At 43.5% G+C, this 14,404-nt stretch carries 11 protein-coding genes and 1 other annotated feature; all 11 genes read right to left on the bottom strand.

The annotated features are described in order from the left end of the window. Nucleotides 1–72 precede the first annotated feature (72 nt). Nucleotides 73–2,151, bottom strand: a complete 2,079-nt coding sequence (gene fusA, locus B5354_RS01015; protein WP_079525122.1) for an elongation factor G — start codon at nucleotides 2,149–2,151, stop codon at nucleotides 73–75. Nucleotides 2,152–2,193: 42 nt separating this feature from the next. Beyond that, on the bottom strand, nucleotides 2,194–2,664 hold the full coding sequence (rpsG, locus tag B5354_RS01010; protein WP_079525120.1) for a 30S ribosomal protein S7: 471 nt from the start codon (nucleotides 2,662–2,664) through the stop codon (nucleotides 2,194–2,196). 48 nt (nucleotides 2,665–2,712) lie between these two features. Next, the gene (gene rpsL, locus B5354_RS01005; RefSeq protein ID WP_079525118.1) at nucleotides 2,713–3,129 is read right to left on the bottom strand and encodes a 30S ribosomal protein S12; all 417 of its coding nucleotides are present in this window, start codon (nucleotides 3,127–3,129) and stop codon (nucleotides 2,713–2,715) included. Nucleotides 3,130–3,225: 96 nt separating this feature from the next. Next, nucleotides 3,226–3,477 carry a 50S ribosomal protein L7ae-like protein gene (locus B5354_RS01000; protein ID WP_079525116.1) on the bottom strand — a complete coding sequence of 84 codons (252 nt, stop codon included), beginning with the start codon at nucleotides 3,475–3,477 and terminating at the stop codon, nucleotides 3,226–3,228. 168 nt (nucleotides 3,478–3,645) lie between these two features. Continuing rightward, nucleotides 3,646–7,251 (bottom strand): DNA-directed RNA polymerase subunit beta', encoded by a 3,606-nt coding sequence (rpoC, locus tag B5354_RS00995; RefSeq protein ID WP_079525114.1) that lies wholly within the window; start codon nucleotides 7,249–7,251, stop codon nucleotides 3,646–3,648. Between the two features lie 58 nt (nucleotides 7,252–7,309). Beyond that, complete coding sequence (gene rpoB, locus B5354_RS00990) at nucleotides 7,310–10,840, bottom strand: DNA-directed RNA polymerase subunit beta (protein ID WP_079525112.1); 3,531 nt, start codon at nucleotides 10,838–10,840, stop codon at nucleotides 7,310–7,312. A 317-nt stretch (nucleotides 10,841–11,157) separates the two neighbouring features. After that, the gene (locus tag B5354_RS00985) at nucleotides 11,158–11,760 is read right to left on the bottom strand and encodes a class I SAM-dependent methyltransferase (RefSeq protein WP_079525110.1); all 603 of its coding nucleotides are present in this window, start codon (nucleotides 11,758–11,760) and stop codon (nucleotides 11,158–11,160) included. A 124-nt stretch (nucleotides 11,761–11,884) separates the two neighbouring features. Continuing rightward, nucleotides 11,885–12,250 carry a 50S ribosomal protein L7/L12 gene (rplL, locus tag B5354_RS00980; RefSeq protein WP_079525108.1) on the bottom strand — a complete coding sequence of 122 codons (366 nt, stop codon included), beginning with the start codon at nucleotides 12,248–12,250 and terminating at the stop codon, nucleotides 11,885–11,887. 59 nt (nucleotides 12,251–12,309) lie between these two features. Next, the gene (gene rplJ, locus B5354_RS00975) at nucleotides 12,310–12,810 is read right to left on the bottom strand and encodes a 50S ribosomal protein L10 (RefSeq protein WP_079525106.1); all 501 of its coding nucleotides are present in this window, start codon (nucleotides 12,808–12,810) and stop codon (nucleotides 12,310–12,312) included. 55 nt (nucleotides 12,811–12,865) lie between these two features. Then, nucleotides 12,866–13,006, bottom strand: a sequence feature (ribosomal protein L10 leader region). Between the two features lie 53 nt (nucleotides 13,007–13,059). Further along, nucleotides 13,060–13,755 (bottom strand): 50S ribosomal protein L1, encoded by a 696-nt coding sequence (gene rplA, locus B5354_RS00970; RefSeq protein WP_079525104.1) that lies wholly within the window; start codon nucleotides 13,753–13,755, stop codon nucleotides 13,060–13,062. A 115-nt stretch (nucleotides 13,756–13,870) separates the two neighbouring features. Further along, nucleotides 13,871–14,296 carry a 50S ribosomal protein L11 gene (rplK, locus tag B5354_RS00965; protein WP_079525102.1) on the bottom strand — a complete coding sequence of 142 codons (426 nt, stop codon included), beginning with the start codon at nucleotides 14,294–14,296 and terminating at the stop codon, nucleotides 13,871–13,873. Nucleotides 14,297–14,404: the final 108 nt, after the last annotated feature.

Raw genomic sequence — 14,404 nt, 5'->3', positions numbered from 1 at the left:
TGAAGCGATAGGAAGAAGTTATCTTCCTATGCTTACATTACAAGTTATACTTCAACTTAACAAAAAAATCAATTACTCACCAGCATTTTTCTTAATGATTTCCTCAGAGATACTCTTCGGAACTTCTTCATAGTGATCAAAATGCATAGTGTAAGTTCCACGGCCCTGTGTGTTTGAACGAAGTGCAGTTGCATAGCCAAACATCTCAGATAATGGAACAAATGCTTTAACAACCTGAGCAGTACCGCGAGTTTCCATACCTTCTACACGTCCACGACGGGAAGTTACATCACCCATGATATCGCCCATATATTCTTCCGGAATAACAACTTCAACTTTCATCATTGGTTCAAGAAGAACTGGTTTACATTTATTTTTTGCTTCTTTAAGTGCCATTGATGCAGCTACTTTAAAGGCCATTTCGTTGGAGTCAACGTCATGGTAAGACCCATCATAAAGCGTCGCTTTGATGTCAACCATAGGATAGCCGGCAAGAACACCGTTCTCCATAGAATCTTTAATTCCAGCTTCTACAGAAGGAATGTATTCACGCGGTACAACACCACCAACGATCTTGTTTACGAATTCGTACCCTGCACCTTCTTCGTTTGGTTCAAATTTAACCCAAACGTGACCGAATTGCCCACGACCACCGGACTGGCGTACGAACTTACCTTCAACTTCCGCACTTCCACGGAACGTTTCACGGTAGGCAACTTGCGGTGCACCAATGTTTGCGTCGACTTTGAACTCGCGACGCAGACGGTCAACGATAATATCAAGGTGAAGTTCACCCATACCAGCGATGATTGTTTGACCAGTCTCAACGTTCGTCTCTGTACGGAATGTTGGATCTTCCTCTGCAAGTTTACCAAGTGCTACAGCCATCTTATCTTGGTCAGCCTTAGACTTAGGTTCGATTGCAACAGAGATAACCGGTTCAGGGAATTCCATAGATTCAAGGATAACTAAACTCTTCTCAGCACATAGGGTATCACCTGTACCAGTGTCTTTAAGACCAACAGCACCTGCAATATCCCCAGCGTATACTGTAGAGATCTCTTCACGAGAGTTTGCGTGCATTTGCAGGATACGTCCTACACGCTCACGCTTATCTTTTGTAGAGTTCTTAACATATGAGCCAGAGTCAAGTGTACCGGAGTATACTCGGAAGAAAGTCAGTTTACCTACATAAGGGTCTGTTGCAACTTTAAAGGCCAGTGCAGAGAATGGCTCTTTATCGTCAGCCTTACGTACAACCTGTTCTTCAGTTTGTGGGACATGTCCCTCGATTGGTGGTACATCTAACGGTGATGGGAGATAATCAATAACACCATCAATTAGAAGTTGAACGCCTTTGTTTTTGAAAGCCGATCCACAGAAAACCGGATAGAAATCTACACTTAGAGTTGCTGTACGGATAGCCGCCTTAAGCTCATCTGTAGTGATTTCTTCTCCTTCTAAGTACTTCATCATCAAGTCTTCATCAAGTTCTGAAACAGCTTCAACTAGTTTGCTGTGATACTCTTCAGCTTGTTCTTTGTACTCATCAGGAATTTCACGAGCTTCCGCACGCGTTCCAAGGTCATCCATGTAATAGTATGCTTCCATGTTTATTAGGTCGATGATTCCTTCGAAGTCATCCTCAGCACCAATTGGAAGCTGAACAGCTGCAGCATTTGCTCCTAGACGGTCTTTCAATGTACCCAAGGAGTAAATGAAGTCTGCTCCGATTTTGTCCATTTTGTTTACAAATACAATACGCGGAACACCGTATGTGGTTGCCTGACGCCATACTGTTTCAGTTTGTGGTTCAACACCAGACTGAGCATCAAGTACGGCTACAGATCCATCAAGCACACGCAGAGAACGTTCAACCTCAACTGTGAAGTCTACGTGTCCTGGTGTGTCAATGATGTTAATACGGTGGTCTTTCCACTGAGCAGTTGTTGCTGCGGAAGTAATCGTGATTCCGCGCTCTTGTTCCTGCTCCATCCAGTCCATTTGTGAAGCCCCTTCGTGAGTTTCACCAATTTTATGGATACGTCCTGTATAGAAAAGAATACGCTCGGTAGCCGTTGTTTTACCGGCATCAATGTGAGCCATAACCCCGATGTTACGTGTCTTTTCCAAGGAGAACTCTCTAGGCATGATTCTTTCTCCTTCCTCAATGAAAATTTATTCCGCAGATGATTACCAACGGTAGTGAGCGAATGCTTTGTTTGCTTCCGCCATTTTGTGCATATCTTCGCGGCGCTTAACTGCAGCACCGGTATTGTTAGCAGCATCTAGAATTTCATTAGCTAGGCGCTCTTCCATCGTTTTCTCTCCGCGAAGACGCGCATAGTTCACGATGAAGCGCAAACCTAGTGCTTGACGACGCTCTGGGCGTACCTCAACAGGTACTTGGTAGTTAGAACCACCAACACGACGAGCACGTACTTCAAGTACTGGCATTACATTCTTCATGGCTTGTTCAAATGTTTCCATAGCTTCATTCCCACTACGTTCTTGAACAAGTTCAAATGATTTATAAAGAATCTTCTGAGCCTTACCGCGCTGACCATTAACCATAATTTGGTTGATCAAACGGGTTACTAGCTTAGAGTTATACATTGGATCTGGTAACACATCACGTTTAGCTACTGGACCTTTACGTGGCATATGTTCCCCTCCTTTCTTTTACAGTTAGTGAATGACACAATTTGTGTCTTATTTCTTTTTAGGCTTTTTCGTACCATATTTAGAACGGCCTTGCATACGACCATCAACGCTCGCAGTATCTAATGCACCGCGTACGATGTGATAACGCACACCAGGTAAGTCTTTAACACGTCCGCCACGGATAAGAACAACACTGTGCTCTTGCAGGTTGTGGCCGATACCAGGAATGTAGGCGTTAACCTCCAGTTGGTTGGTAAGACGAACACGCGCATATTTACGAAGCGCAGAGTTCGGCTTTTTAGGTGTCATCGTACCTACACGTGTACACACGCCGCGTTTTTGTGGAGAAGACTGATCAGTTATACGCTTTTTATAGCTGTTGTAGCCTTTGTTCAAAGCAGGTGAGTCAGACTTCTTACCTTTGCTTACGCGTCCTTTACGTACTAATTGGTTTATTGTTGGCATTATGAGTGTCCTCCCTTCATCTATTCTTAATCCCACACATCCAGGTGGTTCATAAAAAGGCAAAAAACAAAGCTTTCGCGTTTAACCGCCAAAACTTTATTGCTTTATCGCCACAGTAGCAGCCCCTACATCAATGCCGCACGCATTCCCCAACTCCTTCATCGAATCTACATTCGAATGACGGATGTTCAATTGCGCGGCTAGTTTGGCTACTTTCGTTGTCATAAACTGATCAGCATCTTCTGCTGTAATGACATGATTCACTTCGCCATTTTTCATAGCTTTAAGTGTTTGTTTGGTTCCAATGACTATATCAGGTTTAGCCTTTGCTACTTTTTCATAAGACATCTTCGTATCCTCCAAAGTAACAAGGATAAACGGAAGCACCTTGATTATATTATCACTACCTGAAATTCATGTCAACTGAATTTTAAATAGTTTTTTTACAGAAGATGCTTCCTTATTGTTCATCCTGTGTTAGTTGTTGGCTTTATCACTTGTTCATCTAGTTTTTACTTAGGGCTGTGTTACTTCCTCAGCCGTTTGAATCTCTTCACTGGCTTCAGACTCTGCCTTAATCTTACGGTACCTGGTCATACCTGTACCTGCTGGAACCAGTTTACCAATGATAACATTCTCTTTAAGTCCAAGTAACTCATCGCGCTTACCTTTAATCGCTGCATCGGTCAAGACACGCGTAGTTTCCTGGAAGGATGCTGCAGACAAGAAGCTGTCTGTTTCAAGAGAAGCTTTCGTAATACCGAGAATAACCGGACGTCCAACAGCAGGCTGGCCGCCTTCCATAAGAACTCGTTGGTTAGCCTCTTTAAATTGATGAATTTCCAGAAGAGATCCTGGCAATACGTCTGTATCTCCAGAGTCGAGCACACGAACTTTGCGAAGCATCTGGCGAACCATAACTTCTACGTGTTTATCTGAAATTTCAACACCTTGCATACGATATACTTTCTGAACTTCCTTCAGCAAGTATTCTTGAACTCCATCTAGTCCTTGAACACTTAGAAGTTCTTTCGGATCGATGGAACCTTCAGTCAGAGCTTCCCCTGCTACTACTTCGTCCCCTTCTACAACTCTCAGTCTAGCACCATATGGAGCTGTATAGGAACGTGTTTCAACAGCGCCCTGAACAACAATTTCCTGCTTCTCTTTTACTTCACTAATCTCGTGAACTGTACCAGCGATTTCAGTGATGACTGCTTGCCCTTTCGGATTACGCGCCTCCACGATCTCTTGAATACGCGGAAGACCTTGCGTGATGTCATCACCTGCTACCCCACCAGTGTGGAAAGTACGCATAGTAAGCTGTGTACCTGGTTCACCGATGGATTGTGCAGCAATAATACCTACTGCTTCTCCAACTTCCACTTCATCACCCGTTGCTAAGTTACGACCGTAACACTTCTTACAAACACCATGCTTCGTATTACATGTGAATGCAGAGCGAATGACAACTTTTTCTAGGCCAGCGTCAACAATTTGTTTCGCGGCATCTTCGAAAATAACCTCGTTGCGATTAGCAAGGATTTTTCCTGATTCTGGGTGTTTGACCGTTTCAAAAGCAGTTCGCCCGATTAGACGGTCAATCAATGGCTCAATCATTTCTGTCCCTTCTCTTAGAGAAGAAACGGTTAAGCCTCGGTCTGTTCCACAATCATCTTCCCGAACGATTACATCTTGCGCCACATCTACAAGTCGACGCGTCAAGTAACCAGAGTCAGCTGTCTTAAGTGCTGTATCGGCAAGTCCTTTACGAGCTCCGTGTGTGGAAATAAAGTATTCAAGTACAGTAAGCCCCTCACGGAAGCTTGATTTAATCGGTAATTCAATAATACGTCCTGCCGGGTTAGCCATCAGACCACGCATACCAGCAAGCTGTGTAAAGTTTGATGCGTTACCACGTGCGCCAGAATCACTCATCATGAAGATCGGGTTACGAGGGTTCAGTGACTGCATCAAACGATCTTGGATATCATCTTTAGCGGCTGACCATATTTCAATGACACGGTCATAGCGTTCCCCTTCAGTAATTAGACCACGGCGGAACTGTTTGAGCACTTTATCCACTTTTGCTTGTGCCTCGTCAAGGATTTCTTGTTTCTCTGGAAGTACAACAACGTCAGAGACACCGACAGTAATCCCGGCTTTAGTGGAATAAGCAAAGCCAAGATCTTTCATGCGGTCCAACATCTTGGACGTTTCACTAATGGTAAACCGTTTAAATACTTCCGCAATAATGTCCCCAAGAATTCCTTTCTTAAATGGAAGGACTTCTTCGCGACCTGCAATTTCTTTCCTAACATCTGCGCCTTTCTCCACAAAGAACCGATCAGATGTCTTCACTTCCAAGTTCTCTTGTGTCGGCTCATTCATGTAAGGGAATGAGTTTGGAAGCATTTCGTTAAAGATTAATTTCCCTACTGTGGTAATCAGCAATTGTTGCTGCTGCTCTTCAGTAAAGGTTTCATTCTTCAATGAGCTGGCTTGAACGGCAACACGTGTATGCAAGTGTGTATATCCGTTCTGATAAGACATAATAGCCTCATTTAGATCTTTAAAGACCATCCCCTCACCAACAGCGCCTGCGCGTTCAAGGGTAAGGTAGTAGTTTCCAAGTACCATATCCTGAGAAGGCGTAACAACTGGTTTACCGTCTTTCGGGTTAAGGATGTTTTGAGCAGCCAGCATTAAAATGCGTGCTTCAGCTTGAGCCTCAGAAGATAGCGGCACGTGAACAGCCATTTGGTCACCATCAAAGTCAGCGTTATAAGCTGTACACACGAGTGGATGAAGACGGATAGCCCGGCCTTCCACAAGGGTCGGCTCAAATGCCTGTATTCCCAGACGGTGAAGAGTTGGTGCTCGGTTAAGCAGAACAGGGTGTTCTTTAATCACGTCTTCTAGTACATCCCAAACTTCTGGGTGCACACGTTCAATCTTCCGTTTCGCTGATTTAATATTGTGGGCAAGACCTCGTGAGACGAGCTCTTTCATGACAAAAGGCTTGAATAATTCAAGAGCCATTTCTTTAGGAAGACCACACTGGTACATTTTAAGACCTGGTCCAACGACGATTACAGAACGTCCTGAGTAGTCAACACGTTTACCGAGCAAGTTTTGACGAAAACGCCCCTGCTTCCCTTTAAGCATGTGAGAAAGGGATTTAAGCGGACGGTTACCAGGACCAGTAACCGGACGTCCTCGACGGCCGTTATCGATGAGAGCATCGACAGCTTCCTGAAGCATACGCTTTTCATTCTGAACAATAATCGTTGGAGCCCCAAGATCCAGTAATCGCTTCAGACGATTGTTACGATTGATCACTCGACGATAAAGGTCATTTAAGTCGGAAGTAGCGAAACGTCCTCCATCCAGCTGAACCATTGGACGTAGTTCAGGTGGAATGACCGGAAGCACATCCAAAATCATCCAGGACGGGTCATTTCCAGAGTGACGGAATGACTCAAGAACTTCCAAGCGCTTAATCGCACGTGTACGACGTTGTCCTTGTGCTGTTTTAAGCTCTTCCTGCAATTTCTCCACTTCTCCGTCAAGATCAATATCAAATAACAGCTTGCGAATTGCTTCTGCACCCATGGCCGCTTGGAATCCTTGACCGAATTTTTCACGGTATGAACGGTACTCTTTTTCAGAAAGAAGCTGCTTCCTATCAAGAGCTGTCTCCCCTGGATCGGTTACGATATATGCTGCAAAATAAATGACTTCCTCCAAAGCACGAGGAGACATATCAAGAACAAGTCCCATACGACTCGGAATACCTTTGAAGTACCAAATGTGAGAAACAGGGGCAGCTAATTCTAAGTGCCCCATACGCTCACGACGTACTTTCGCTTTCGTTACTTCCACACCACAGCGATCACAGACAACGCCCTTATACCGGACACGTTTGTATTTACCGCAATGACATTCCCAATCTTTTTGAGGACCAAATATCCGTTCACAGAACAAGCCATCTTTTTCAGGCTTTAACGTACGATAATTAATTGTTTCTGGTTTTTTCACTTCACCATAAGACCAAGAGCGTATCTTGTCTGGTGATGCTAAACCAATTTTCATATACTCAAAATTATTTACATCTAGCAAGGGGCCTACCTCCCTTTCAGTCTCCAGGTTCTACCCTAAGCTTAGAACACAATCTCGTCTATTGTTCTTCCATGTTCAAGTTCTCAGATTCCTTAGTTTGCTCATCTTCGATATCTCGCATTTCTATTTCCTTCTCATCACCAGATAGAATTTTTACATCCATACCCAGACTTTGAAGTTCCTTAATAAGAACTTTAAAGGATTCAGGAACACCTGGTTCTGGAACATTATCACCTTTAACGATGGCTTCGTAAGTCTTCACACGACCAACGACATCATCAGACTTCACAGTTAGAATTTCCTGCAGTGTATAAGCAGCACCGTAAGCTTCTAGTGCCCATACCTCCATCTCACCAAAACGCTGACCGCCGAACTGTGCTTTACCACCCAGCGGCTGTTGCGTTACAAGAGAGTATGGTCCCGTAGAACGAGCGTGCAGTTTATCATCTACCATGTGTGCCAGTTTAATCATATACATGACACCGACAGATACACGATTATCGAATGGTTCACCTGTACGTCCATCATAGAGAATGGTTTTTGCATCACGTGACATACCGGCTTCTTCTAGTGTTTCCCATACGTCTTCCTCACGCGCTCCATCAAACACTGGCGTCGCTACACGCGTGCCAAGCTGACGAGCAGCCATTCCCAAGTGTAATTCAAGCACCTGACCAATGTTCATACGAGATGGAACCCCTAGAGGGTTGAGCATAATGTCAACTGGTGTTCCGTCTGGCAAGAACGGCATATCCTCTTCAGGGAGAATCTTAGAGATAACACCTTTGTTACCGTGTCGTCCTGCCATTTTATCTCCTTCAGAAATTTTACGCTTCTGAACGATGTAGGCACGGATTAATTGGTTTACTCCTGGAGGCAGTTCATCTCCATCCTCACGGTTGAAGATTTTTACATCGAGGACAATCCCACCAGCTCCATGCGGTACACGTAGAGATGTGTCTCGAACTTCACGTGCTTTTTCACCAAAGATAGCATGAAGGAGGCGCTCTTCAGCAGATAGCTCTGTAACCCCTTTAGGTGTTACTTTTCCTACTAGTAAATCTCCATCACTTACTTCAGCACCAACACGGATAATGCCGCGTTCGTCTAAATCACGAAGCGCATCTTCGCCAACGTTTGGAATATCACGTGTAATTTCTTCTGGTCCAAGCTTTGTATCGCGGGCTTCAGACTCATATTCCTCTATATGAATGGAAGTGTACACATCGTCCTTCACGAGACGTTCGCTCATAATGATGGCATCCTCATAGTTGTAACCATCCCATGTCATGAAGGCAACAAGCGGGTTCTGACCTAGCGCAAGTTCACCCATGTCCATGGACGGCCCGTCAGCCAGGATTTCACCTTTTGTTACGCGGTCTCCTTTAGAAACAATCGGACGCTGATTGTAACAGCTTCCTTGGTTAGAACGGATAAACTTCTGCAGACGATAGCGGTCTAAATCGCCTTCTACCTCTCTGCCATCCACTTCAGAAATACGGCGTACAAGCACTTCTTTCGCTTCTACTCGCTCCACTGTTCCTTCGTGCTGGCAAATTACAGCAGCACCGGAGTCTTTACCAGATACATACTCCATTCCTGTACCAACAATTGGTGCATCAGGTTTAAGCAATGGAACAGCTTGACGTTGCATGTTTGCTCCCATAAGAGAACGGTTGGAGTCGTCGTTTTCTAAGAACGGGATACAGGCAGTCGCTGCAGACACCACTTGTTTTGGTGAAACGTCCATATAATCGAGACGATCGCGGCTTACCACCGTGTTTTCACCACGGAAACGAGCGATAACTTCTTCATCTTGGAATGAACCATCTTCGTCAAGCTTTGCGTTGGCTTGGGCTACTACATAGTTGTCTTCTTCATCTGCTGTTAAATAATCAATTTGGGCAGTAACCTTACCTGTTTCTGGATCAACACGACGATACGGCGTTTCAATGAAACCAAATTCATTTACTTTTGCATAAGAAGACAGTGAGTTAATCAACCCAATGTTCGGCCCTTCTGGTGTTTCGATAGGACACATACGACCGTAGTGGGAATAGTGTACGTCACGAACTTCAAAGCCTGCACGTTCACGAGTTAGACCACCAGGTCCAAGGGCTGATAAACGACGTTTGTGCGTAAGCTCAGCCAGCGGATTGGTCTGATCCATAAATTGTGAAAGTTGGGAGCTTCCAAAGAATTCTTTAATTGAAGCAATCACCGGTCGAATATTAATGAGCTGCTGTGGCGTAATAGAAGAAGTGTCCTGAATCGACATACGCTCCCTTACCACACGCTCCATACGAGATAACCCGATACGGAATTGGTTCTGAAGCAATTCTCCAACGGAACGAAGACGACGGTTACCCAAGTGGTCAATGTCATCTGTCCCACCCACATCATGCAATAAATTAAAGAAATAACTGATGGAGGATAGAATATCTGCCGGCATAATGTTTTTCACGTCGCGGTCAATATTCGCATTTCCAATTACATTAATGGAACGCTCACCTTCAGGGTCGGTTGGATCTACAATTTTAACTGATTGTACACGGATCGGTTCTTCTAGAACCCCGTCAATCGTCTCTAATACACGTTCACTTGTTGTTTCTTCTTCATTATCGAAGTGTGGAATTAACTTATCCAACAAACGCCGATCTATTTTTGCACCTTTTTCAGCCAATACTTCGCCCGTTTCTTCATCCACTAATGTTTCTGCTAAAGTTTGGTTGAAGAGACGATCTTTAATGTGGAGCTTTTTATTTATTTTATAGCGGCCTACGCGTGCAAGGTCATAGCGTTTCGGATCAAAGAAACGAGAAACTAGCAAGCTTTTAGCATTTTCGACTGTTGGCGGTTCACCAGGGCGCAGTCGCTCATAAATCTCAAGCAATGCTTTCTCACTATTTTCAGTATTGTCTTTTTCCAATGTGTTTTTCAGATACTCATTGTCCCCGATCAAATCAATAATTTCTTGATCAGTACCGAAACCAAGGGCACGTAAAAGGACAGTGATTGGAAGTTTACGTGTACGATCAATCCGCACATGCACAACATCCTTCGCATCTGTTTCAAACTCAAGCCAAGCCCCGCGGTTCGGAATTACAGTTGCGGTATAGCCTCGCTTACCGTTTTTATCAATCTTTTTATTAAAATATACACTTGGAGAGCGAACAAGCTGAGAAACAATAACACGCTCAGCACCATTAATGATAAAGGTACCCGTGTCTGTCATAAGCGGGAAATCTCCCATAAATACTTCTTGCTCTTTCACTTCACCAGTTTCATTGTTCAGAAGACGAACTTTCACACGAAGCGGTGCATTGTATGTTACGTCTCGATCTTTTGACTCATCTACTGGATACTTTGGCTCGCCAAGGCTGTAGTCTACAAATTCCAGTGATAGGTTACCTGTAAAATCCTCAATTGGTGAAATGTCTTTAAACATTTCTTTCAAACCTTCTTCTAAGAACCAATCATAAGAAGCTGTTTGAATTTCAATTAAATTAGGCAACTCTAAAACTTCACTGATACGTGCATAACTTCTGCGCTGGCGGTGTCGTCCGTATTGAACTAGTTGACCTGTCAACTGATTCACCCCTCAAATCAAGCATTTTTATAACGAAAAAAGGGTTCGGCAAAGACATGCCGAACAGGCTTGCGGTTGATCTTGCCACAAGCACTATTGTAAACACCCGCTTAAACCGGATGGTATTTCTTCATTTCTCTCTAACGTTAGACAAAAAAGAAAAAGGGTTTTCAAATAAAAACCTCGTTTCATTTTGCTTGTTCGATTTACCATTCTATCCTTCTATCAAAAATTTATTCAATATAATGAAAAAAAGGACTTGACAACACTAAGGTCATATTGGCATTTTTCTATACTAGCACAATTCAATAGAGCAGTCAAACCTTTTTAGCTTTCAATATATAGTACCCCTTCTTCTTCTCGACAACCTCTACCTCACCGAACAATTCATTCAATTTAGTTTGAGCTGAAGGGGCTCCTTGTTTCTTTTGGATCACGACCCAAAGTTCTCCCCCATTATCAAGAGCATCTCTTGATTCTTCAAACATGAGGTGCACGGTTTTCTTTCCGGCACGTATAGGAGGGTTCGTCAAGATAGCAGCGAATTGCTTACCTTGAATACTCGCAAAACGGTTACTTTCTACAATTGATACATTCTCAATTTCGTTTTGCCCGGCATTTCGTTTCGCAAGAGTTAAAGCCCGCTCGTTTACATCAGCCATCCAAACATGACGTTGTTTTAAATCTTTAGCTAAAGATAACCCAATTGGTCCGTATCCACACCCAAGATCCAGCAAGTCCCCGCGAATAGACGGCTCCCGGAAAGATTCAATGAGAAGACGAGACCCAAAGTCTATCTCTCTTTTCGAAAAAACAGCGTGATCAGTCGTAAAATTTAATAGCATTCCCCTTAGGTTAAACGACCATGAGCGCTCTTCACTTTTAGCGTTTGTTTTCTTTGAATAATAATGTTCTGACATACTGTGAACACCTTCTTTTACCGGGAAGTAGTACTTCAGAAGATTCTACAAAGGTTACTTCGTAGATAAAAAGAGATAAAGAAAGCCCGCCGATAGTCAGCGAGCTTTACTTTAACAAGTACGATTACTTAAGTTCTACAGAAGCGCCAGCCTCTTCAAGCTTAGATTTCATTTCTTCAGCTTCTTCTTTAGCAGCGCCTTCTTTAATAGCACCAGGTGCATTGTCAACTAGATCTTTTGCATCTTTAAGACCAAGACCAGTGATTTCACGTACTGCTTTAACAACTTTAATCTTAGAGCTTCCAGCAGATTCTAGTACTACATCGAATTCAGTTTTTTCTTCTTCAGCTTCGCCGCCTGCAGCAGCACCGCCAGCTGCAACTGGAGCCGCAGCAGATACACCAAATTCTTCTTCAATTGCTTTAACTAGATCGTTAAGCTCAAGAACAGACATCTCTTTAATCGCTTCAATAATTTGTTCATTAGACATGAGATAGATCCTCCTTAGATTTTAAATAAAAATTTATATTGCCAATAACGAGCGCTGGCTTAGGCGCTTTCTTCTTCTTTTTGATCCGCAATTGCCTTTGTAGCGTAAGCGAAGTTGCGAATTGGTGCTTGAAGCACGCTTAGGAACATAGAAACAAGACCTTCGTAGTTCGGAATAGTTGCAAGCTCTTTAATTTGATCAAGAGTAGCTACTTGTCCTTCAATCACGCCGCCTTTAAGTTCAAGGTTGTCATGATCTTTTGCAAAGTTGTTAAGAATTTTCGCCGGAGAAACAGCGTCATCCTCACTAAATGCAAGAGCTGTAGGCCCCACAAGAACCTCATCAAGTTCTGTAAGCTCAGCTTCTTGTACAGCACGGCGAGTCATCGTGTTTTTATACACTTTGAAGTCTACACCTGCTTCACGAAGCTGTGAGCGAAGTTCAGTTACTTCTGCTACATCAAGTCCGCGGTAGTCTACAAGTACTGCAGATTTACTGTTACGGAATTTGTCAGCTATTTCAGCTACAACTTGCTGTTTCTGCTCGATAATTTTGCTCATCGTTCCACCTCCTATTGACGTTTCATCATACCGTTTCCGATGCCAGGACCAACAAACTACAGCAAAAAAAGCACCTCCATGCAGACATGGAGGTGCGTATGCCAGGACATCCGTTTGTCCTGTTTATCCATACACCTCGGCAGGAAATTAAGCGATCATTCGCACCTGCTGTCTACGGTATAACGTATTCGATTTATACAACGTTTCTAATTATATAAAATTAGAAACGGAAAGTCAACATGTAAATAATTATTTCACGTAACTAGAAATATCAACTTTAATGCCAGGCCCCATAGTTGAAGAAACAGCAGCATTACGCATGTAAGTTCCTTTAGCCGCCTGAGGTTTAGCTTTAACCAAAGCATCCGTAATAGCATCGAAGTTTTCTTTCAGCTTCTCTGCATCGAAAGAAGATTTACCAATTGGTACATGGATGTTAGCCGCTTTATCGACACGGTATTCTACTTTACCTGCTTTGATTTCATTTACAGCTTTTTCAACTTCAAACGTAACGGTTCCTGTTTTAGGGTTTGGCATAAGACCTTTAGGTCCTAGTACGCGGCCAAGCTTACCTACTTCAGCCATCATGTCTGGAGTCGCAACGACTACATCAAAGTCGAACCAGCCTTGATTAATCTTGTTAATAAGGTCTTGATCTCCAACATAATCAGCTCCGGCAGCTTCTGCTTCTTTTGCTTTATCACCTTTAGCAAAAACAAGCACACTCTGGGTTTTACCTGTACCGTGCGGAAGCACCATAGCTCCGCGAATTTGCTGGTCCGCTTTCTTCGGATCAACACCTAGGCGGAAAGCCGCTTCAACGGTCTCATCAAAGTTTGCTTTTGATGTTTCTTTTACAAGGTTAATTGCTTCTTGTGCATCATAAGATTTCGTACGATCAACAAGTTTAAGAAGTTCTTGTTGTTTTTTCGTTTTTTTAGCCATTTTATTTCCTCCTCGTTGTGGTTTTAACGGATTAACCTCCCACGAATAAAGGTTGCGATAGCAAGGAAATTTCCTCTCTCGCAACCTTTAACTCCATCAAAGTGACGCTGTGGGATTAGTCTTCAACTGTGATCCCCATGCTGCGCGCTGTACCTTCAACCATGCGCATGGCAGCTTCAACGTCAGCAGCGTTTAAGTCAGGCATTTTTGTTTCCGCGATTTCGCGAACTTGATCACGCTTGACAGCTGCTACCTTGTTACGGTTCGGCTCACCTGAACCTGATTCAATACCTGCTGCTTTCTTAAGAAGAACGGCAGCTGGCGGAGTTTTAGTAACAAATGTAAATGAACGGTCTTCAAATACCGTAATTTCAACCGGAATAATCATACCCGCTTCATCTTGCGTTTTAGCGTTAAACTCCTTACAGAAGCCCATGATATTAATACCTGCTTGACCTAGCGCCGGTCCTACTGGTGGTGCTGGGTTAGCTTTACCTGCTGGGATCTGAAGCTTAACAACTTTGATAACTTTTTTAGCCACGAGACACACCTCCTTAAAGTCCGTGATGTGGTAATAGGGTTTTCCCCTCCCACTCATCTAATATGCATCAACGCCCCTCTGTATAGAGGCACATAAAGAACATTAGAA

It is taken from the genome of Halobacillus hunanensis, assembly GCF_900166655.1.
Taxonomy (GTDB): Bacteria; Bacillota; Bacilli; order Bacillales; family Halobacillaceae; genus Halobacillus_A; species Halobacillus_A hunanensis.
This window is presented reverse-complemented; position numbering and strand designations above follow the sequence as displayed.

What these genes read in the sequence shown, in the direction of transcription:
- fusA (WP_079525122.1), bottom strand. Translation starts at nt 2,151, where the DNA reads ATGCCTAGAGAGTTCTCCTTGGAAAAGACACGTAACATCGGGGTTATG.
- rpsG (WP_079525120.1), bottom strand. Translation starts at nt 2,664, where the DNA reads ATGCCACGTAAAGGTCCAGTAGCTAAACGTGATGTGTTACCAGATCCA.
- rpsL (WP_079525118.1), bottom strand. Translation starts at nt 3,129, where the DNA reads ATGCCAACAATAAACCAATTAGTACGTAAAGGACGCGTAAGCAAAGGT.
- B5354_RS01000 (WP_079525116.1), bottom strand. Translation starts at nt 3,477, where the DNA reads ATGTCTTATGAAAAAGTAGCAAAGGCTAAACCTGATATAGTCATTGGA.
- B5354_RS00985 (WP_079525110.1), bottom strand. Translation starts at nt 11,760, where the DNA reads ATGTCAGAACATTATTATTCAAAGAAAACAAACGCTAAAAGTGAAGAG.
- rplL (WP_079525108.1), bottom strand. Translation starts at nt 12,250, where the DNA reads ATGTCTAATGAACAAATTATTGAAGCGATTAAAGAGATGTCTGTTCTT.
- rplJ (WP_079525106.1), bottom strand. Translation starts at nt 12,810, where the DNA reads ATGAGCAAAATTATCGAGCAGAAACAGCAAGTTGTAGCTGAAATAGCT.
- rplA (WP_079525104.1), bottom strand. Translation starts at nt 13,755, where the DNA reads ATGGCTAAAAAAACGAAAAAACAACAAGAACTTCTTAAACTTGTTGAT.